The following is a 19,188-nucleotide window of genomic DNA, read 5'->3' on the forward strand; positions in this document are numbered from 1 at the left end:
GATGCCTGTTGCGGAGCTGTGGAAAAGGGATCAGAATATGAGGATGAGTGAATCAGAGTCGTCTTTATAAACAGATGGTTGTCTGAATTCCCGGGCGCGGTGTTGCGCCCCTGAAGATCTGGCCGGTGGGCGTGATCTACGCAGCTCTTGGATGGTGTGCAGATCAGCTCTGGCGGTCGGTGTGTTCAGCGCCCCGCTGCTACCGCACGAGTAGGGGTGGGGTCCGATCCGAGGGAGAGGCCTTGATGCAGATTCCCGTTCAGGTTTCCTTTCATGGTGTAGATCATTCCGATTCGGTAAAGCAGAAGGTGCATGACAAGGTCGCCAAGCTTGGGCGATTCTGTCCTGATATTATCAGCTGCCGTGTCACGATAGGTAAGCAGCGAAAAAGCCCGCATGTCGAATATCACAAGGGAGAGCCGTTCCAGGTTGGTATAGACGTTGCTGTGCCCGGTGATGTGCTGGTGGTGCAACGTGGTCCCCATGAAAGCGATGGGGGTGAGGATATTGCGATAGCGCTCAGGGATGCATTTGAAGCCATGAGCCGAAAGGTCAGGAGTTATGCTGATCGTCGGCGGGCCTAGAGCCAGCAGGCATAATGAAAGCATATTATTTCTGGATTTCTGCTTTCGTCCTCCGCTACAGCGGGGGACTTTTTTGCGTATTATGTCACATGGATTGTGCCATTAATTATATTCGTGTCATGGTGGTGGCTGTGTGCAAAAGTGCACTGGCTTGCATATTGGGTTTCGGTCTTATGTTTTCTTGGCGTCCTGTTTCTACACTTTCACTGATTATGCTTCTGGTCTCTGGGTGTGCGCGGAATCCGGAGTCTGATCCGGAGTCTGATATTGTTGATACATCGGCGGCTGTTTTGGAAAAACGTTATCGTGATGCGCCTTCTGTCTTGTACGTTCCGGAAGAAGGAGGAGTAAAGATACCAGTTGGCGCCCCGCATGACGCTTCTTCCCCGCCGTTTGTTGATTTCGGGGCGTCTGAATCAAAACCGTCTCCGCGTCTTGCTGAAGGTGACCGTTCCACGATCGCTGATTTTTTATCCCGTCCTCCCACAGTCCCTCCAGATTCTGGTAATGCGCAGGATATTTACAGCAATGCATGGTGTCCGGTTGCGATCGAGGGCGCCCTTGATGCTGTTAGCGGTTATCTGGCTTTGCCATCGTCGCGCTTTGATGAACGTACGTGGGTTGAGCATGCGTTGCGGGCAACGGCTTTCGCTGTACATGCCTGTAAAGGAACGCACGGAGAACCCATCGCAGCGTACTGGCGGGCCACATCATTTTTTCTTCATGGACAATACCCGCGGGCTGCCTTGTATTTCCGGCGCGTGGCACAGTCTCGATCCGTACTGAACGCTCACGGCTATCCTTTGGCCTTGGCTGTGCTTCTTGAGACCTGTCAGGCTGACAGGGAAGGTCTGGATGCATACCGATTGGCCGGCCTGCACGAGACTGCCGGGCTTTGGCATTCAGCGGCAGACTTGTACAGGCAGGCCGCGTCCGGCTCCTGTCGTTTGCTGGCAGAAAGGGCAGAAACGCGCCTGGTTGCCTTGGGGGATCATGCCAAGTCGTTTGCGCAGCACTAGGAAGATCCTGTTTTGTGGTGCGCGTATGTTTGTGTCGATACATATCCGTGGCTGTATCCAGTTCTTATACCCGAAGTTGCCTCTATAGCGGGTTGAAGGATCAGTCATTTATCCCGTCAGACAGCCAATCCAGAACGTTCTTGCGGTGTTATTGGCCGCGTGTTCAACTGCCAGCGGGGAAAAGAACGGGGTGCTACGGCAGGAGAGTGTCGCAATGGCTTCTTTCTGGGGATGTCCAAGGCGTTTTGGTGCGGCAGTGTGCGCTGCTCTTGCGCTTCTTCTGGCCGTTGATGGGCCGTTGCGCCCGGCAGAGGCATCCGGCCCCGTCATGCGCTGGGAGCGCGGGACATGCAGCCGTCCCCTGTATTTTGGTATTACGCCGGACTGGCCACCCTATCAGTATGTCAGCCCCAGTGGATCCCCCTTGGGCGATGATGTTGCGCTTATTCGCGAAACGGCCAAGGTCCTTGGGTGCCCTCTGGTCGTTGAAATTACATCTTGGAGCCGCCTTCTCAGTGGTCTTCTGTCTGGCAAGATTGATGTCATTGGCGGGGCCTCCTGGACCAAGGAGCGGGCCCGGAACCATCATTACAGCAGTCCGTATCGTCAGGAAACGCTGGGTCTGTTTGTTCGCAGTGCGGATGTGGGGAAGCTGACCCTGACCGGTTTGTCCTCGTTCATTGGAACACCGCTACGGCTTGGTGTTGTGGCTGATACCTACATTGGTGGCGAATATGAGAAGCTGGTTGATGACCCTGCTTTCAAGAAGATTGTTGTTGAAGATCCCCGGCAGGACCAGTTTGCCTTGGTAGCAACCAAGCGGATTGATGCATTCCTGACAGACAGTGGATCCGGCCTGTATTCCATCTACAGGAATGGGCTGGATGATACGGTCACATTGTATCCTGGCTATCTGCTTGATAATGGCCCTGTTTATTACATGTTTGGCAAGGCATCGGTGGATGCAAGCGTGATTGCTCCTTTCAACAAGGCGCTTGAGGATGTGCTGGCCCGTCGGAGCGCGGCAGGTACCCAGCAGTAGAATAGTGATGCCTCTTGCGTCTTGGTTCAGGATGTGCGACCGTTCTCCCCGTTCGTTTACGGTTACCGTGGGAGCCGTGTGTGTTTCGTCTTTTCTCCTTGTTGTCAGCAGGGCGCGTGCGGTGTCGGCCGCCGATGCGGTCCATGCGGCGCTTGGTCTTGAGCGCTACGGTCTGGACAGGAACAGGGGCCTGGTAAAAGGCTGCCCCGCGGGATTGGCTGCTGTGCCGGTCCCTTGTTTCCCTGTTTTGATGAGACGACTGTTCAATGACACATCATCCAGATTCTTCCTCCCTGCGTGGGGGAGCCGATTCGCGCGGCCATTTTGGTATCTATGGTGGCCGCTATGTTGCAGAAACCCTGATGCCGCTGATCCTGGAGGTTGAGGAGGCTTATAATACCCTTCGCCGAGATCCCGCGTTCCGGGCCGAGTTGAACCAGCTGTTATCCGCCTATGTTGGACGTCCCAGTCCGTTATATCTGGCCCGTAGTCTGAGTGACGAGCTGGGTGGGGCCAGGATTTACCTGAAGCGGGAAGACCTCAACCATACTGGTGCCCACAAGATCAACAGCTGCCTGGGGCAGATTCTTCTGGCCCGTCGGATGGGGAAGACGCGCATTATTGCTGAAACCGGTGCAGGTCAGCACGGGGTTGCAACAGCAACGGTTTGCGCCCTGTTTGGTTTGTCCTGCGTCATTTATATGGGGGCGACAGATATAGCCCGGCAGCAGCCCAATGTTTTCCGCATGAAACTTCTGGGGGCCGATGTCAGGGCGGTCCAGAGTGGTGCTGCAACCCTCAAGGATGCGATGAATGAAGCGCTGCGGGACTGGGTTGCCCACGTCCGGGATACGTACTACCTGATCGGGACTGTTGCCGGTCCGCATCCCTATCCGACCATGGTACGTGATTTCCAGTGTGTTATTGGCGAAGAGACCCGTGTCCAGATGCAGGATGAGTGTGGGTCGCTTCCAGACAGCCTGGTGGCCTGTGTCGGTGGTGGATCCAACGCCATGGGTTTGTTCCATCCTTTTCTTGATGACCGCGATGTCCGGATTATCGGGGTGGAAGCAGCCGGGCATGGCCTGGAAACGGGCAAGCATGCGGCCAGTCTGGCCGGTGGGCGTCCCGGTGTTTTGCACGGCAACTGTACCTCTATCCTGCAAGACGATGATGGGCAGATTGCAGAGGCTCACTCCATTTCAGCAGGTCTTGATTATCCCGGGATTGGTCCGGAGCATGCGTGGTTACACGATACGGGGCGTGTTGAATATGTATCGGTTACAGACGAGGAAGCATTGGAAGCCTTTCACCGTCTGACACGGCGGGAGGGGATTATACCAGCTCTTGAGTCAGCGCATGCCTTGGCGCATGCCATCCGTGTGGCACCGGATTTACCGCAGGATCATCGGATGGTGGTTTGCCTGTCCGGGCGGGGGGACAAGGATATGAACACTGTGGCTGCGGCCATGGGGATCGCGCTGTGAAGATGGAGAGACCAATGCACACCCATACGCCGACCCTTGTGGTCAACCGCCTTGATGATTGTTTTGCCGGCCTGAAGCAGGCAGGGCGGGCTGCTCTTGTGACCTATATCATGGCCGGTGATCCTGATCCGGCTTTGTCCCTGGAGGTTATGGCCGGTTTACCGGCAGCCGGGGCTGACATCATCGAACTGGGAATGCCTTTCTCGGATCCCATGGCTGATGGTCCCACCATTCAGGCCGCAGCCGGTCGTGCCCTGAAGGCAGGTATGACCCTGCCGGGTACGCTGGAGCTTTTGAGGCAATTCCGCCGTCAGGACCGCAAGACGCCGGTTGTTTTGATGGGGTATTACAATCCTGTTTATTCTTACGGGCCGGCCCGTTTTGCTGCGGATGCGGCAGAGGCTGGTGCTGATGGTGTGATTCTTGTGGATCTTCCGCCCGAGGAAGCCGAAACCTTTGTTGTGGATTTAGCCCATAACGGTCTGCATATGATCTGCTTGGCGGCTCCCACGACGGACAGTCGCCGTTTGTCGGCCATACTGGACCGTGCGGGTGGTTTCCTTTATTATGTCTCTGTCACGGGAGTAACCGGGACTGTCCTTGCCGATGTCGAAGAAGTTTGGTCTTCTGTTGATCGTCTGCGGCGGACGACAGATTTGCCTGTGGCAACTGGTTTCGGGATTCGTACGCCGGATCAGGCTGCGGCTTTTGCCCGATTTGCTGATGCCGTTGTCGTTGGTTCCGCCCTTGTTGAGGTGATTGCCGACAAGAGCAAAGGATCAGGGCAGGTGCCGGCAGCGCTTGGGTTTGTAGCCTCTTTGGCAGAGGGGGTGCGCTTGGCGGGGAAATAGGGTATACGCTCTGTCCTGCCCCCGAACAGGTGGGTTATTTTATAGTCGAGGCAACACGGGATTTCCCGATAATGAACTGGCTGACCAACTTCGTCCGCCCCAAAATCCAGCAACTGGTTCGTCCCAAGGATGTGCCGGACAATTTATGGGTCAAGTGTCCTTCGTGTGAGCAGATGGTATTCCATCGCGAGCTGGAGAAGAACCTCCACGTTTGTACGCACTGCGGCCATCATATGCGGATTGCCGTCAAGAAGCGGCTGGAATTGCTGTTTGATGATGGAAAGTACAAGCGGGTTGAACTGCCCAAGGTGGCTGAAGATCCCCTGCGCTTCAAGGACCTGAAGAGCTATTCCTCCCGTCTTCGCGATGCCCGGTCCAAGACCGGGGAGCATGATGCGATTATCGTGGCAACCGGTACGATTGGCGGTATTGAAACCGTTGTCGCCGCCTTTGACTTTGCCTTCATGGGCGGATCGATGGGTATGGCTGTGGGTGAGGGTATTGTTACCGCGGCCGAGCTGGCTGTTGTACAGGATGCGCCATTGGTCGTTGTGCCGGCATCCGGCGGGGCCCGTATGCAGGAAGGGGCGCTGTCCCTGATGCAGATGGCTCGTACCACGGTGGCTGTGGACAAGGTCAAGGAGAAGGGGCTGCCCTACATTGTGCTTCTGACGGACCCAACCACGGGCGGGGTAACGGCAAGCTTTGCCATGCTGGGGGATATTCACGTGGCTGAAGCCGGTGCCGTTATCGGGTTTGCTGGCGCCCGTGTGATTGAGAGCACGATTCGCCAGAAGCTGCCCGAAGGGTTCCAGAAAGCGGAGTATCTGCGTGAGCATGGTATGGTTGATATCGTTGCCACCCGTCAGGAACTGCCCGGGGTTCTGGGTAATATCCTGAATCTTCTGCGTCACCGAGGGCCGGCGGGACAGGTGGTGCCGCTGCGTTCACGCTTTCCGGCTGAATGACGGGCAGGGGTAAAGGGGCGGTTGATGTTGGTTTCTCCTCCTGCTGTGGGTCCGGACCGTGTTCTGGAGCGCCTTACGGCGCTCCACCCCAAGGCCATCGACCTTTCCCTTGACCGTATGTGGTCGCTGCTGGACCGTCTCGGAAATCCCCAGAACGCCCTGCCGCCAGTTGTCCATGTTGCCGGGACCAACGGCAAAGGCTCAACAATCGCGACCATGCGGGCTTTGCTGGAAGCGGGTGGTTTGCGTGTGCATGTGTATACGTCTCCTCACTTGGTTCGCTTCAATGAACGCATTGTTCTGTCTGGTTCACGGATTACAGACCAAGCCTTGTCTGCTCTTCTTGAGGAGGTCGAGGCTTGTAATGCCAGGCAGCCCATTACGTTTTTCGAGGTGACAACTGCGGCGGCTTTTCTGGCTTTTTCGCGTGTACCGGCTGATGTCGTCTTGCTGGAAACCGGTCTGGGTGGTCGCCTTGATGCAACCAACGTTGTCAAGAAACCCTCGGTGACGGTTCTGACTTCTATCTCTCTCGATCATCAAGCCTATCTGGGAGATACGGTTGCGGCCATCGCTGCGGAAAAGGCCGGTATTATGCGTGCCGGGGTGCCGTGTATAAGCATGAAGCAGAAAGCAGATGTGCTTCCGGTTCTGGAGTTTTCTGCGTCCGCAATCGGGGCCCCTATCCTGTTGCAGGGCAGGGACTTTTCCGGTGTTATGCATGACCAGTCACTGGTTTATACGGGGTTGAATGGGTCGGTGCATGCCCTTCCTGCCCCCGTTCTGCCCGGGGGGCATCAGGCCCATAATACCACCCTTGCCCTTGCCGTGATTGAGCACCTTGGCATGGTCCCATCTGATGTGTGGGGGCGTGGTCTGTCACGTGTCGTTTGGCCTGCGCGTTTGCAGCACTTGGTTCAGGGACCCCTGTCAGATCTTCTGCCAAAGGGGTGGGATCTTTGGCTTGATGGCGGTCATAATCCGGATGCCGGGTTGAATCTGGCGGATCACGTCTGTGGGCAGTGGCAGGACAGGCCGCTGGATCTGGTTATTGGTATGATCGATACCAAGGATGAAGGTGGTTTTCTGGCACCCTTGGCCCGTGTTGCCTCTCGCATCCGGACTGTTCCGGTGCATGGAAGCTTGGCGGGCCGTTCTCCCGAACATTTGGCACAGGTAGCCCGTAGTCTTGGAGTAGAGGATACGGCTGCCTGCGCCGATGTGTCGGCAGCTCTGGCAAGCCTTGCAGCAACAGCAGGGGATTCCCTGCGGCGTGTCCTGATCTGCGGCTCCCTTTATCTGGCTGGTGATGTTCTGGCCCGCAATGGTGGATGCTGAGCATACCAATCCACGTGGCAAAACGGAGGTGATGCCGGCTATGACCCCGGCACCATATCCCTGTTCCGTGCCCTGAAGCGATAGGGGTGAGCGGGCCAGACACCCAGAATGCGCACTTCGGTGCTGAAGAACTCCAGCTCTTCCATAGCGCGTATCATGGATGGGCTGGCTGGATGTCCCTCGATCTCGGCAAAGAAGCGCGTTGAGATAAATTGCCCGTTGATCTGGTAGCTTTCCAGTCGGCTCATATTGACGTTGTTGGTGGCGAAGCCTCCCAATGCCTTGTAGAGAGCCGAAGGAACATTGCGGACCTGGAAGATCAGGCCGGTGACAACCGGGCCGGATTCAACAGCCGGAACAAGGGGTGTGCGGGCCATGACAACAAAGCGTGTGGTGTTGTGCGTGTCATCTTCCACATTGGCTTTAAGGGACACCAGCCCATGAATCTCGCCGGCCAGCGCGGATGCAATGGCGGCGACCTGTGGATCCCCCAAGCTGGCGATATCACGGGCGCTGCCGGCGGTATCGGCTGCAATTACAGCATTGAGTCCCAGGTCACGGATCAGGGTACGGCACTGGCCTATGGCGTGAACATGGCTGTAAACAGTGCGTATATCTTCCAGCCTGGATCCAGGTACACCCAGAAGGTGGTGGTGCACTGGCAGGTAGTATTCCCCGATGATATGAAGGCCGGAATCCGGTAGCAGGTGGTGAATATCTGCCACCCGTCCTGCCAGTGAATTTTCAATCGGAATCATGGCGTAGCGAGCTTGTTCATTGCGCACAGACGCCAACGCATCTTCAAAGCTGATGCAGGGCAGGACATCAAGGTCAGGAAAAACATCGCTGCATGCGATATGGGAGTAAGCACCAGGCATTCCCTGGAATGCAACGGACATGGGGTGTTGTGTATTTGGCATGGGACTTACGATTTTGCAGAGTTCAGGATGGAACGGGCTTTCTCAAGATCGGCGGGTGTGTCAACGCCCAGGGGAACAGTCTGGACGCGCACGCAGTCAATGCGCATTCCGTACTCCAGGGCACGCAATTGTTCCAGTTTCTCGCGGCGCTCCAACGGTGACGGGGGCAGGCTGACAAAGCGCTCCAGTGCCTCCCGTCGATAGGCGTAGAGGCCAATATGATGCCATAGCGGTCCATCTCCCCACGGTGCCGTGGCCCGCGTAAAAGCCAGTGCGCGCGCGACAGATGGCTGTCCGGAGGCAGGCAGCGCCGTGACGGCCTTGACCACGTCGGGGCTGGTGCGTTCTTCCGGATCGGAGACAGGTGCAACCAGGGTGGCGATGTCAACCTGGTCGTCGTGCAGGGGTTCAAGTGCCGCGCGAATCAGGGATGGGTCCAAGGTTGGCAGATCTCCCTGAACATTGATGATAACAGGGTGCCGTCCTTCAGGGTCAAACTGCTGGACCGCATGCCATACACGATCCGACCCCGAAGGAAGATCCGGAGGTGTCAGCAGGGCCAGTCCACCGGCCTGCTGTATGGCTGCGGCAATCTCGGGTTCAGCGCAGGCGACAACAACTGGCCCGACGTCTGCCTCGATGGCCCGCCGCCAGACATGGACAATCATCGGCTCTCCACACAGGTCAGCCAAGGGCTTTCCGGGCAGGCGGGTTGAAGCCATGCGGGCAGGTATAACAATCAAAGGGGCAGCCGGCAGGGAGGAAACAGAAGCGGCAGAGGTCATGAGAGGCTGATGCTCCGGTACGACAAAAATTCGAGCACGCACTGTACCAGCAAGATAATGCAGGGGGGAAGCTCTTGCCCGGATGGCTGCAATGTCGCACTCTGGTCGGCATGCTTGTGGGTATGGAGTGACATATTTTGGAGACCCGTGAACATTATCAGCAAATCAGCACGTTGATTGCCTCTGTCGCCAAGGCTCTTGGATTGCCGGATGATCAGGTTGCCAAGGAAATCGAAAGCGGTGCTATTGTGTTGGGCATGGGACAGGATGATAACGGAAATCATTTTGTTGAGGCCCGAAGGGGTCCTGTAGTCGGGCGTATTTTCCGGGGTGCTATCCGTTATGCCGACGGTGTGGAGCCCTCTGGCGCATCGCCTGAAAGTGGGGGCAAGGGACCATGATCTGTTTGTCAGGGGGACACCGTGCGCAGTGAAACGCGCCATTTTCTGGCTGGTGATATCATCTTCCGCGAGGGGGATGACAGCGATGCAGCCTGGGTGATTGAGAGTGGCCGTGTTGAGCTGGTCAAGTCCGGTGTTACGGGCGCGCCAATGCGCTTGTCCATTCTGGGGCGCGGTGACCTGTTCGGGGAAAGCGGGATTCTGGATAGCAGTGCCCGAAGCTTTACAGCCCGTGCGGATACCGATGTCATTGCCAAGGCAATTCCACGGTCCGAGTTCCTGAAGGCCATTCAGACTGATCCGGCGTCTGCCCTGAAGATCATGACCCAGCTGGCCAAGCGGCAGCGGGATACAGATGAGCGCCTGGTGCGTGGCGATATTGACCTGACGGATCCGGTGCTGTCAGCCAGTCGTGAGCTTGTTGCCCTGAGTGGGCCGCCGGCCTCGGTTCCTCCGCCGGGTGTTCCGTCATGGGAAGTGGGGCGTCGTTCCAATTCCCTGTTCGGACGTCTGGCTCGGGCTTTTGTGCCGGGTATCAAGGCACGGGCTGCGCGGCGTCGGGTTCGCACCATTATGGTGACTCCTCTGTCCCTTGAGCCCGAGTACGACCAGCGTCCCTATCTTATTGAGGCGCTGGGCGGGCTGGAGCACATGGCGGTCAAGCCATCATCGGGTTCTTTGTTTCCTCCGGCACTGGGTATGCCGGTTTACAGTGCAGCCGCGTCGCAGGCCCGGGCGCGCCGCATGCTGGAGGACGAGCGTGTCGATGTTCTTGTCTGGGGAGGGGAAACCGGCGACGGGCGCCTGATTGAACTCCGGTTTTGTACCACGACGCCGCCGGTTGGTGATCGTCCGGGGGGGCTCCCACCTGATCAGGCACTGATCCTTCCTGCTGATTTCGATGCGCGTTGGGCTCCTTTGCTGAAGGCATGCGTCCTGACGGCCTTTGCCAACGGATTTCAGCCGTTGATGACCGCCGATGACAGCATGGCCTTGGTGACCCTGACCGATCAGGCGGCTGACGTTGTGTTCAATCCGCCGGAACAGCTGGATGCGGTGGCTGTCGGTCAGTTGCTTGCCACCTATGGCTATGTGGCGGCAACGGCGGCCAACTGCATTCGCCGTCCCGACCTTCAGGAACGCGCGGCGGAGGCATGGCGCAGTGCGCTGAACCGCTTGTCCGATGATACCCGTGGCGTGGCCCGTCTGTCCTTGGCCTTGGGGATGGTGGTTCAGGGGCATGCCGAGAAAAGTGATGACGAGCAAACCCTGCGCGAGGCTGTGCAGATCTATCGCAATGGGTTGCGGGGTGTTCAGCGTGATGATGATCCCCAGTTATGGGGGCGGTTGCAGTACCGTATTGGCACCGCCCTGTTCCGTCTGGACTTGATGACGGGTGATGACCATACCCTGCGTGAGGCTCTGCTGAGTTTCCGGGACGCAACGGGTGTGATCAATCGTGCCGACGATCCGTGGCGCTGGTCCGACGCCATGCATGCCATGGCTCAGGCCTTGCAGGTCTGGGGGGATCATAACCGGAATATCGAGGTCTTGGGCAAGGCTGTGGACTTGTGCCGTGTCGCGCTGGAGGTGCGCACTCCGGAAGCGGCTCCACACCTGTTTGCAGCCACACGGAACAACATGGGATCTGCACTGTTCCTGATGGCAAAGTACACAAGCGATCCAGAGTTTTTGCGGTTGGCCGCTGCTGCTTTTCGTGACGCTTTGGCTGTATACCGCGAGAATGGTGGTCGTGGTCGGGCTTTGTACATAACCATCGAAAAGAATTTGCAGCGGGCTGAGGACATGTTGCGACGCCAGGATATTCGTCCGGTTGCAGCGGTGCGCTGGGCGGATGAACCCGCACCATTACGTGTTCCAGCCCCCCTGCGCGAGGAAGATGACCTGATCTTCCGGCTGTGATGGTTCTTTCATGTCATGTGTGGCTGCAAGGACATATCTGCATCTGCGGCATTTTTCTGCTTCAGACCTGTGATGCATGAACAGGGTGAAAGCCATTGGTCTGGCGCAGGGCTTCCCCGGTAATCATGGCTGCTGCTGTGACGACATTCAGTGACCGCATGCCCGGTTTCATTGGCACACATATCTGTAGGTCAGCACGGTCGTGGACTTCTGCTGGTACCCCGCAGCTTTCACGTCCCAGCAGCAGCGTGTCATCAGGATGGAACGTCACGTCTGTGTGCGGTGTCGAGGCCCTTGTTGTCAGCAGGACAAGGCGACTTTTGCGGCATATGTGTTCATCAAGAAAAGCAGACCATGATGTATGCCACAGGGTATGTGTCCGCCGGGAATAGTCGAGACCTGCCCGCCGCATGCGGCTATCATCGTGTACGAATCCGCAAGGCCCGATAATATCCAGTTCCAGGCCAAGGCAAGCGGTCAGGCGAATCATGGCCCCGGCATTCTGGGGAATATCGGGTTGATAAAGCGCGATGCGCATCGTGGTTTCTCCGGGTACAATGTCAAATGGCCATCTGCGAAAGCCGATGACTTTTCAAAGGGTCTGATTTGTTTTATACCGCGCGGATGGGCTGTGTCTCCGTCGGGAAACGGGGGCAGGGCATACCGAATATCAGGCGTACCAAGGGCCGACGGGGCTGGGTGCGTGTTTTTTTCAGCGTTTGCGCGTTTCCCCAGCGTGCTATGGAGAGGGGTTTAGAGGATGGCTGACACGGCGAATCCCGCTAACGGTTCATCTGATGGCGAGACCCGTCGCGATTTCTTGCTGTATGCATCGACAGCTGTCGGGGTGGCCGGTGCCGGCCTTGCCTTGTGGCCGTTTGTTCACAGTATGAATCCGGCGGCTGACACTTTGGCTCTTGCGTCGACCGAGGTGGACCTGACGCCCATCGCGGAAGGGCAGGCTATCACCGTGATGTGGCGCGGCAAGCCAGTTTTCGTACGTCATCGTACATCTGCAGAGATTGAGGCCGCTCGTGCTGTGAATACGGCGGATCTTCGTGATCCCCAGAAAGACGAAGCGCGTGTCAAGAAGGCGCAGTGGCTGGTGATGGTTGGTGTGTGCACCCACCTTGGGTGTATTCCGCTTGGCCAGAAGGCTGTCGATCCCAAGGGTGATTTTGGCGGCTGGTTCTGTCCATGCCACGGGTCGCACTACGATACCTCGGGGCGTATTCGCAAGGGGCCTGCGCCGCTTAACCTGCATATCCCGGAATACGCGTTTCTGGGCGAGAACACCGTGAAGATTGGTTGAGAGGGGCGCACAGGATGAGTTTCGTTCCAAAAAGCAAGGCCATCAAGTGGCTGGACGAGCGTCTGCCCGTCTTCTCCATGCTGCATCATACGGCCTATGAATATCCGACCCCCAAGAATCTGAGCTACTGGTGGAACTTTGGTTCCTTGGCCGGTCTGGTTCTTGTCATCATGATTTTATCCGGCTTGTTCCTGGCCATGAATTATGCGGCCAATACCGGTCTGGCCTTTGTCTCCGTTGAGCGCATCATGCGCGATGTCAACTATGGCTGGTTGATGCGCTATGTGCATGCGAACGGGGCCTCGATGTTCTTTATCGTGGTTTACCTGCACATGGTGCGCGCCTTCTACTATGGCTCTTACAAACCCCCGCGGGAGGTTTTGTGGTGGCTTGGGCTGATCATCATGCTGGTCATGATGGGGACTGCCTTTATGGGGTACGTCCTGCCATGGGGGCAGATGTCCTTCTGGGGTGCTACGGTTATTACCAACCTGTTCTCGGCTATTCCTTTGGTTGGTGAGCATATTGTGACGTGGCTGTGGGGTGGTTTCTCGGTTGATAACCCGACCCTGAACCGTTTCTTTGCCCTTCACTTCCTGCTGCCATTTGTTCTGGTTGGTATCGTCGTCTTGCACGTATGGGCCTTGCATACTGTCAGTTCCAACAACCCGCTTGGAATTGATATGAAGGGTCCGCAGGACAGCCTGCCGTTCCATCCGTACTACACCATCAAGGATTTGTTTGGTGTGGGCGTGTTCATGATGTTTTTCATGGTGTTTGTGTTCTGGGCACCGAATTATCTGGGGCATCCGGACAATTACATCCCGGCCAACCCGATGGTGACTCCGGCGCACATTGTTCCTGAGTGGTATTTCCTGCCGTTCTACGCCATTTTGCGTGCTGTACCGGACAAACTTGGCGGCGTTTTGCTGATGTTTGGTGCGATTGTTATCTTGGCTGCCATGCCGTGGCTGGATACGTCCAAGGTTCGTTCCTGTACTTTCCGTCCGGTTTACAAGTGGTTTGTGATGCTGTTCATCGCGGATTGCATGCTTTTGGGTTACATCGGGGGCAAGCCGGCTGAAGAGCCCTATATCCTGATCGGCCAGATTGCAACCGCTTGGTATTTCATCCATCTTCTGGTCGTTACGCCGCTGGTTGGCTGGCTTGAAAAGCCGCGTCCCCTGCCGGAAAGCATTGCGCTTGCGGTCACGAAGAAAGCTGCGACGGAGAGCGCCTGATGCAAAAGCTTCTTATTGCCGCCGTTGTGGCGCTTGGATGGTCTGTTGTCGCTCCTGTCTCCCCTGCCCACGCTGCCGGGACCGATACCAAGCTGGTGACACAGCCTTGGTCTTGGCAGGGCGTGTTTGGTCATTATGACCGTGCCCAGTTGCGCCGTGGGTTGCAGGTGTATCAAGAGGTCTGCGCGACCTGTCACAGCCTCAAGCTGATCCGCTACCGCAGTTTGGCGGAGATTGGCCTGACCGAGGATGAGATTAAGGACTATGCGGCGGCTTTTGAATATCAGGATGGCTTTGATGACAGCGGCGAACCGAAGATCCGCCCCGGTATTCCGGCAGATCCGATCAAGGCTCCTTATCCCAATGATCAGGCCGCGCGTGCTGCAAACGGGGGTGCTTTGCCGCCTGATCTGTCCCTGATGGCCAAGGCTCGTCCTCATGGCCCTGATTATCTCTTTACCCTTCTGACGTCCTATGAAGAGCCTCCGAAGGGTACAGAGGTTATGGCGGGGATGTACTATAACCCGGCCTTCCCTGGGCACCAGATTGGCATGCCGCAGATGATTTATGACGAGACCGTTACGTATGCAGACGGATCTCCGAATACGGCGGCAGCGATCAGTCGTGATATTGTTGCCTTCCTGAATTGGTCAGCTGAGCCAGAGCTGGAAGCGCGCAAGTCACTGGGCGTTAAAGTAATGATCTTCCTTCTGGTGATGACGGCGCTTTTCTATGCCCTGAAGCGCCAGATTTGGAAGGATGTGGAGCATTGATCTAGCCTTCCATAAGGCTTCCAGGGAGCCGCCGCGTAAAATACGGCGGCTCTTTCTCTGTTGTTCAGGGGGGTGGGGCTATGAAGAGAAATGGTTTCCACCATTGGAAGTGGATCCGGGATATTCTGACGGTTTTGCTGCTGTCCTTGCTGTCCAAGGAATCTCTTGCTGCTTCTGATGTTTTGGTTGTTGCCAGTCTGGAGCATTATCCCCCTTATTCAGATCATGACCTGAAGGAACAGGGTTTCTGCCCCGATGTGACCAAAACGGCACTGGAGAGAGCCGGATACAAGGTTGAAATACGGCTTATGGATTGGCGCAAGGTTCTGGAGAGTGCGTCCAGCGGGGAGGCTGATGTCATTACCTGTTCTTGGTATGTGCCGTCGCGGGAGAGTTTTCTGATTTTTACACGTCTCCTGCATGCAAACCGTTTGGTTTTTGCTGTATCGAAGATGGATTCCTTTGAATATACGCGGCTGGAGGATCTGAAGGGAAAGAAGGTGGGGGTTGTTGCCGGTTATGGTTATCCCCCTGATTTTCTTGATGCGCCCTATATCCAGAGAGTCGTCGGGCCATCTGTAGAGGACAATATTCGTGCTGTTGCCACGGGTGGGCTTGATGCGACGCTGGATGATGAAGGGCTGATGCGCAGCCAGTTGCGCCGCTCTTTGTCCGCGTTGGCCGGAGATATTCGTCTGACCCGGGGCGCTATCCACGAAACGCCCTTGGTTGCTGGCGTTTCGCGCCATCGCGCTGATGCGGCTGAAATTGTTGAACGGTTTAATGCAGCCTTGGTTGTGATGGCGGGTGACGGTACCCTCAAGGACCTGCGACGGCGGCATGACCTTATTGAGTAGCTTCCCCCTTCCAGGGCTTGCATGATCCTCGTAGAGCCTCTATTGCATGCAGAACTACTTTGTATGTACGAGACTGCGATGACTGATACTGTCCCTGAATCTCCCAAGGGGGATCCTATAGTGAATCTTGTGTTGTCCATGGCTGCTGATGCCGGTGTGCGTGGCGTCAGTGCACAAGAAATTGCCAAGGTATATTTCTCCCAGCGTCGCCGCCCAAAGGATCCTGATGATGGTTGGCGCCGTTTTATGAATCCGGTTAAACAGCAGGTGCTCAGCTTGGCGCGCAGTGGGCGCATTGAGATTGTTCGTGGGGGTGAGGTACAAGATCCAAACGATTTCAGGGGTCTTGTCCGCGTGCGTTTGCCTGGGGAATGACAGGTAACCCTGTAATGCTCTGTTGTTAGAAAAAGAAGCCCCGCATAAGCGGGGCCTGAGTGAACAGGGAGGCATTACGTCCGATGATAGACGCTGGATAAAAACCGCCAGGCGGACCCGGCGCTGGTGTAGGAATAACTTGGGGTTACTCCCGCACCAGTCCTGCTGTTCGTGTGGGTGAACAGCAGGACTGGAAGTGTAGGCGGCGGCGGGAAAACACACCAAAGCAAAAGATCTGTTGCTGCCATGCGCTCTGCGCATGCTTCGTGTGTGTCGTGATTGTCAGGGAGCCGGCGTGTTGTCTTTCTGGAGCTTCTGGAGAAGAAAGTCCCTGAAGACCATGACGCGCTTTGAGTGACGAAGCTCTTCCGGATATACAAAGTAACAGTCAAAACTTGGTCCACGCAATTCAGGAAGCACTTGTACCAAGTTAGATGCGACTGAGGCAAAATAATCTGGAAGAGCTGCAATGCCCAAGCCGGAGTGCACGGCGCGATAAATTCCGTAAATGTTGTTGATGCGCAGAACTGCAGAGCGAGGCGTTGTCGTTCCGGCAGACAAAAGCCAGTTCATGTTGTCAACTGGTGCCTTTGAATCATCGCCATACGTGATAAGCCGGTGATTGTCGAGATCCGCCGGCGTTTTGGGTGTGCCATGTTTCTGCAGGTATTCTGGTGCAGCATAGACATTGTAATGCAGGTTGATCAGATGCCTTTGGATCAAATCCGGCTGGCGGGGGGCGTTGAAGCGGATGGCAACATCTGCGGCGCGCATGGCCAGATCCACTTCCTGATCATCAAGCAGAAGCGATATCTCTATGCTGGGGTATTGCTCCATAAAATCGGTAATGCGGGGAGTCAGCCATACGGACCCGAAAGCAACTGTCGTTGTAACCTTCAGCAAGCCTTCAGGGCGTTCCCTGCTCTCGGTTATCCGTGCTTCAACCATTGACAGGCGTGCAAACACCTCGTGCACGGTATGATACAGAAGCTCGCCTTGCTCGGTCAGGATCAGGCCACGGGCGTGGCGATGAAACAGGGAGACCCGCAGGCTTTCTTCCAGGGCACTGATCTGTCGGCTGACGGCAGACTGACTCAGGTGCAGCACATCTCCTGCATGGGTAAAGCTACCAGCCTCTGCGACGGTGTGAAAAACACGCAGTTTATCCCAGTCCATCATGGTGCCCTGTCGCCCGGCCATAATTCTCTCGTTTTCTTCAAATTTTGTTCTATTCCAAGGGTACCGGTACCAAGCCCGGGCTGGCAAGGTGGTGTCGGGAAGAAGTCCTTACCAGCCCGATCTTTCCTAGATATCGTCGTCTGTCCGCAGGAAACGATCAGCTTCAAGCGCGGCCATGCAACCGGTTCCCGCAGCGGTTATAGCCTGGCGGAACACATGATCCTGCACATCGCCAGCAGCAAAAACGCCCGGGATCGAGGTTGCAGTCGAGTCCGGCTGCGTAATCAAATAGCCGTTCTCGTCGGTTTGAAGCTGACCGATAAATAGGTCCGTATTGGGTTTATGGCCGATGGCAATGAACACGCCGTCACAGGCAAGATCAGAAAGGGCCCCCGTTATTGTATCTTCCAGGCGGATGCCGGTTACACCCTCGGGATTACCTCCGCCCAAGATCTCATGGACCTTGCTGTTCCAGCGTACTGTGATTTTGGGGTTTCGCAGCAGGCGGTCCTGCAGTATTTTCTCGGCCCGGAAACTGTCGCGGCGGTGTACAACGGTGACGCTGGCGCAGATATTTGCCAGATACAGGGCTTCTTCTACAGCACTGTTGCCGCCACCAACGACGACGACATTCTTTCCACGGAAGAAGAAGCCATCACACGTCGCGCAGGCAGACACGCCAAGGCCGGCGTATTTCTTTTCGCTTGGTATGTCCAACCATTTGGCAGAGGCCCCGGTTGCGATAATCAGTGTATCGCTTTTCCATACGTCGCCGCCGTCGGTGCGAACCGTAAATGGGCGCCGGGACAGATCAACGGATGTCGCCATATCGTGCACGATGCGGGCACCGCAATGTTCAGCCTGTTGGCGCATCTGTTCCATGAGCCAAGGCCCTTGGACTGGATCGGCAAAGCCCGGATAGTTTTCAACGTCTGTTGTTATGGTCAGCTGTCCGCCAGGTTGGAGTCCTGCCAGGACAACCGGTTCCAGATTGGCGCGGGCCGTGTAGATGGCGGCTGTACAACCAGCGGCTCCGGTGCCAAGGATGAGAACCCGGGTACGATGCTCAGTCATATGTAGAAAAACCTCCGGGCAGTGGTGTGTTTTCAATACGCAAGGGGGTTGCAGCAGGCTTGATCAGGGGCGAGGGAGTATTATTCCCCGATGTGCCAAAACGGGGTCCCGATGGAGCGTCGGGACCCCGTCTTCAGGGTTTGTCTGATGACCGTATTACAGGGCCTCAGCGTTCTCTTTCAGGAAGTTGGCCACGCCCTTGGGGCTTGCTTCCATACCCTTTTTGCCTTTTGTCCAGCCGGCGGGGCATACTTCCCCATGCTCTTCATGGAACTGCAGGGCATCAATCATCCGCAGTGCTTCATCAACGTTACGGCCCAAGGGCAGGTCGTTGATTGTGGCATGCCGGACCATGCCCGCCTTGTCGATCAGGAAAGAGCCGCGCAGGGCAACACCAGCATCTTCGATCAAGACACCAAATGAACGGGCGATGTTCTTCTTGAGGTCGGCAACCAAGGGGAACTGTACATTCCCAAGTCCGCCTTCGTTTTGCGGTGTATTTTTCCAGGCCAGATGAGAAAACTGGCTGTCAACAGAAATGCCTATGACTTTTGTATTGGCTGCTGTGAACTGCTGGAGACGATGGTCGTGCGCAATAATTTCCGAAGGACAAACAAAAGTGAAATCCAGAGGGTAGAAGAATACCCAGCCATAGGATCCGTGCAAGTAGCTTTTCAAGTTGAACTGAGCATTGATGCTGTTGTCGGGCATAACAGCCTGAGCGGTAAAATCCGGGACAGGCTTGCCAACAAGGGTTCCAACGTGTGCAAAATCAGTCATGAAACAATCTCCGGCTGGATAGCGTTCTGGTTAGTGAGGAGTCTAGTTCCTGAAGCTCATAACCATAGGGGAGTGTATGTTTTTTCGCAAGTCTGGAATCGATCTAAAAATGACGCAGGGCATACATCTTATGGGGGATATCAATTCATGGTAACGCTTATGGATGCGATTCTTCTTTTAGTATCTTCGTATTGATCTTGAGAGTTCTGTACCATTTACGGTAATTTCCTTGCGTATTGGGACAGTTGGTTTGTCCCTGACGCTTTGAGAGGAAGCTAC

20 protein-coding genes are annotated in these 19,188 nt (G+C 56.1%); 14 read left to right on the top strand and 6 right to left on the bottom strand.

The genetic code is table 11. From position 1 onward, the window contains the following. Positions 1 to 245 precede the first annotated feature (245 nt). The 7 genes from HEQ72_RS07070 to HEQ72_RS07100 all read left to right on the top strand — a co-directional run bounded on the left by HEQ72_RS07070 (position 246) and on the right by HEQ72_RS07100 (position 7,289). Complete coding sequence (locus HEQ72_RS07070) at positions 246 to 584, top strand: HPF/RaiA family ribosome-associated protein (protein ID WP_167805152.1); 339 nt, start codon at positions 246 to 248, stop codon at positions 582 to 584. A gap of 173 nt (positions 585 to 757) precedes the next feature. Then, positions 758 to 1,603 carry a hypothetical protein gene (locus HEQ72_RS07075; protein ID WP_168022954.1) on the top strand — a complete coding sequence of 282 codons (846 nt, stop codon included), beginning with the start codon at positions 758 to 760 and terminating at the stop codon, positions 1,601 to 1,603. Between the two features lie 214 nt (positions 1,604 to 1,817). Beyond that, positions 1,818 to 2,645 (top strand): substrate-binding periplasmic protein, encoded by an 828-nt coding sequence (locus HEQ72_RS07080; RefSeq protein ID WP_168022955.1) that lies wholly within the window; start codon positions 1,818 to 1,820, stop codon positions 2,643 to 2,645. 266 nt (positions 2,646 to 2,911) lie between these two features. After that, positions 2,912 to 4,132 (top strand): tryptophan synthase subunit beta, encoded by a 1,221-nt coding sequence (gene trpB, locus HEQ72_RS07085; protein ID WP_168019324.1) that lies wholly within the window; start codon positions 2,912 to 2,914, stop codon positions 4,130 to 4,132. A gap of 14 nt (positions 4,133 to 4,146) precedes the next feature. Beyond that, positions 4,147 to 4,983, top strand: a complete 837-nt coding sequence (gene trpA, locus HEQ72_RS07090) for a tryptophan synthase subunit alpha (protein ID WP_168022956.1) — start codon at positions 4,147 to 4,149, stop codon at positions 4,981 to 4,983. Positions 4,984 to 5,054: 71 nt separating this feature from the next. Next, positions 5,055 to 5,951 carry an acetyl-CoA carboxylase, carboxyltransferase subunit beta gene (gene accD / locus HEQ72_RS07095; RefSeq protein ID WP_168022957.1) on the top strand — a complete coding sequence of 299 codons (897 nt, stop codon included), beginning with the start codon at positions 5,055 to 5,057 and terminating at the stop codon, positions 5,949 to 5,951. Positions 5,952 to 5,975: 24 nt separating this feature from the next. Next, positions 5,976 to 7,289: a bifunctional folylpolyglutamate synthase/dihydrofolate synthase gene (locus tag HEQ72_RS07100; RefSeq protein WP_168022958.1), complete on the top strand. Its 1,314-nt coding sequence runs from the start codon at positions 5,976 to 5,978 to the stop codon at positions 7,287 to 7,289. A 38-nt stretch (positions 7,290 to 7,327) separates the two neighbouring features. Here HEQ72_RS07100 and HEQ72_RS07105 read toward each other — a convergent pair whose 3' ends face one another. Both HEQ72_RS07105 and HEQ72_RS07110 read right to left on the bottom strand, forming a co-directional pair. Beyond that, positions 7,328 to 8,188, bottom strand: coding sequence for a prephenate dehydratase (locus tag HEQ72_RS07105; protein WP_245184235.1), 861 nt, complete (start codon positions 8,186 to 8,188; stop codon positions 7,328 to 7,330). Positions 8,189 to 8,214: 26 nt separating this feature from the next. Continuing rightward, on the bottom strand, positions 8,215 to 8,994 hold the full coding sequence (locus tag HEQ72_RS07110) for a 3-deoxy-manno-octulosonate cytidylyltransferase (RefSeq protein WP_168019319.1): 780 nt from the start codon (positions 8,992 to 8,994) through the stop codon (positions 8,215 to 8,217). A 137-nt stretch (positions 8,995 to 9,131) separates the two neighbouring features. Here HEQ72_RS07110 and HEQ72_RS07115 point away from each other — a divergent pair, with 137 nt between their 5' ends. Together HEQ72_RS07115 and HEQ72_RS07120 are read left to right on the top strand one after the other, a co-directional pair. After that, a complete protein-coding gene (locus tag HEQ72_RS07115; RefSeq protein ID WP_168019318.1) occupies positions 9,132 to 9,395 on the top strand; it encodes a hypothetical protein in 264 nt (87 codons plus the stop codon). Positions 9,396 to 9,416: 21 nt separating this feature from the next. Next, complete coding sequence (locus HEQ72_RS07120; protein WP_168022960.1) at positions 9,417 to 11,318, top strand: Crp/Fnr family transcriptional regulator; 1,902 nt, start codon at positions 9,417 to 9,419, stop codon at positions 11,316 to 11,318. Positions 11,319 to 11,379: 61 nt separating this feature from the next. Here HEQ72_RS07120 and HEQ72_RS07125 read toward each other — a convergent pair whose 3' ends face one another. Next, positions 11,380 to 11,856 carry a tRNA (cytidine(34)-2'-O)-methyltransferase gene (locus HEQ72_RS07125; protein WP_168022961.1) on the bottom strand — a complete coding sequence of 159 codons (477 nt, stop codon included), beginning with the start codon at positions 11,854 to 11,856 and terminating at the stop codon, positions 11,380 to 11,382. Between the two features lie 222 nt (positions 11,857 to 12,078). On the opposite strand from HEQ72_RS07125, the gene petA reads away from it, so the two are divergent. From petA to HEQ72_RS07150, 5 genes are all read left to right on the top strand, one after another. Next, positions 12,079 to 12,630: a ubiquinol-cytochrome c reductase iron-sulfur subunit gene (gene petA / locus HEQ72_RS07130; protein ID WP_168019315.1), complete on the top strand. Its 552-nt coding sequence runs from the start codon at positions 12,079 to 12,081 to the stop codon at positions 12,628 to 12,630. 14 nt (positions 12,631 to 12,644) lie between these two features. Further along, the gene (locus HEQ72_RS07135; protein WP_168019314.1) at positions 12,645 to 13,871 is read left to right on the top strand and encodes a cytochrome b; all 1,227 of its coding nucleotides are present in this window, start codon (positions 12,645 to 12,647) and stop codon (positions 13,869 to 13,871) included. Then, positions 13,871 to 14,644 (top strand): cytochrome c1, encoded by a 774-nt coding sequence (locus HEQ72_RS07140; protein WP_168019313.1) that lies wholly within the window; start codon positions 13,871 to 13,873, stop codon positions 14,642 to 14,644. Before HEQ72_RS07135 ends, HEQ72_RS07140 begins: the two co-directional genes overlap by 1 nt. Before the next feature lie 80 nt (positions 14,645 to 14,724). Beyond that, entirely contained in the window at positions 14,725 to 15,501 is a 777-nt protein-coding gene (locus HEQ72_RS07145; protein WP_168019312.1) for a substrate-binding periplasmic protein, read from the top strand. Between the two features lie 120 nt (positions 15,502 to 15,621). After that, positions 15,622 to 15,876, top strand: a complete 255-nt coding sequence (locus HEQ72_RS07150) for a DUF3253 domain-containing protein (RefSeq protein WP_322099497.1) — start codon at positions 15,622 to 15,624, stop codon at positions 15,874 to 15,876. 282 nt (positions 15,877 to 16,158) lie between these two features. On the opposite strand, the gene HEQ72_RS07155 is transcribed toward HEQ72_RS07150, so the two are convergent. The 3 genes from HEQ72_RS07155 to HEQ72_RS07165 all read right to left on the bottom strand — a co-directional run bounded on the left by HEQ72_RS07155 (position 16,159) and on the right by HEQ72_RS07165 (position 18,909). Continuing rightward, entirely contained in the window at positions 16,159 to 17,076 is a 918-nt protein-coding gene (locus HEQ72_RS07155) for a LysR family transcriptional regulator (RefSeq protein WP_245183119.1), read from the bottom strand. A 105-nt stretch (positions 17,077 to 17,181) separates the two neighbouring features. Beyond that, on the bottom strand, positions 17,182 to 18,129 hold the full coding sequence (gene trxB / locus HEQ72_RS07160) for a thioredoxin-disulfide reductase (RefSeq protein WP_168019309.1): 948 nt from the start codon (positions 18,127 to 18,129) through the stop codon (positions 17,182 to 17,184). A 156-nt stretch (positions 18,130 to 18,285) separates the two neighbouring features. After that, positions 18,286 to 18,909, bottom strand: coding sequence for a peroxiredoxin (locus HEQ72_RS07165; RefSeq protein WP_168022963.1), 624 nt, complete (start codon positions 18,907 to 18,909; stop codon positions 18,286 to 18,288). Positions 18,910 to 19,188 lie beyond the last annotated feature (279 nt).

It is taken from the genome of Haematospirillum sp. 15-248 (genome assembly GCF_012102665.1).
Classification (GTDB): Bacteria; Pseudomonadota; Alphaproteobacteria; order Rhodospirillales; family Rhodospirillaceae; genus Haematospirillum.

Coding starts and splice junctions, on each gene's coding strand:
- HEQ72_RS07155 (WP_245183119.1), bottom strand. CDS start 17,076: ATGGCCGGGCGACAGGGCACCATGATGGACTGGGATAAACTGCGTGTT.
- HEQ72_RS07135 (WP_168019314.1), top strand. CDS start 12,645: ATGAGTTTCGTTCCAAAAAGCAAGGCCATCAAGTGGCTGGACGAGCGT.
- HEQ72_RS07105 (WP_245184235.1), bottom strand. CDS start 8,188: ATGTCCGTTGCATTCCAGGGAATGCCTGGTGCTTACTCCCATATCGCA.
- petA (WP_168019315.1), top strand. CDS start 12,079: ATGGCTGACACGGCGAATCCCGCTAACGGTTCATCTGATGGCGAGACC.
- HEQ72_RS07140 (WP_168019313.1), top strand. CDS start 13,871: ATGCAAAAGCTTCTTATTGCCGCCGTTGTGGCGCTTGGATGGTCTGTT.
- HEQ72_RS07070 (WP_167805152.1), top strand. CDS start 246: ATGCAGATTCCCGTTCAGGTTTCCTTTCATGGTGTAGATCATTCCGAT.
- trxB (WP_168019309.1), bottom strand. CDS start 18,129: ATGACTGAGCATCGTACCCGGGTTCTCATCCTTGGCACCGGAGCCGCT.
- HEQ72_RS07145 (WP_168019312.1), top strand. CDS start 14,725: ATGAAGAGAAATGGTTTCCACCATTGGAAGTGGATCCGGGATATTCTG.
- accD (WP_168022957.1), top strand. CDS start 5,055: ATGAACTGGCTGACCAACTTCGTCCGCCCCAAAATCCAGCAACTGGTT.
- trpA (WP_168022956.1), top strand. CDS start 4,147: ATGCACACCCATACGCCGACCCTTGTGGTCAACCGCCTTGATGATTGT.
- HEQ72_RS07165 (WP_168022963.1), bottom strand. CDS start 18,909: ATGACTGATTTTGCACACGTTGGAACCCTTGTTGGCAAGCCTGTCCCG.
- HEQ72_RS07110 (WP_168019319.1), bottom strand. CDS start 8,994: ATGACCTCTGCCGCTTCTGTTTCCTCCCTGCCGGCTGCCCCTTTGATT.
- trpB (WP_168019324.1), top strand. CDS start 2,912: ATGACACATCATCCAGATTCTTCCTCCCTGCGTGGGGGAGCCGATTCG.
- HEQ72_RS07100 (WP_168022958.1), top strand. CDS start 5,976: ATGTTGGTTTCTCCTCCTGCTGTGGGTCCGGACCGTGTTCTGGAGCGC.
- HEQ72_RS07080 (WP_168022955.1), top strand. CDS start 1,818: ATGGCTTCTTTCTGGGGATGTCCAAGGCGTTTTGGTGCGGCAGTGTGC.
- HEQ72_RS07075 (WP_168022954.1), top strand. CDS start 758: ATGTTTTCTTGGCGTCCTGTTTCTACACTTTCACTGATTATGCTTCTG.
- HEQ72_RS07125 (WP_168022961.1), bottom strand. CDS start 11,856: ATGCGCATCGCGCTTTATCAACCCGATATTCCCCAGAATGCCGGGGCC.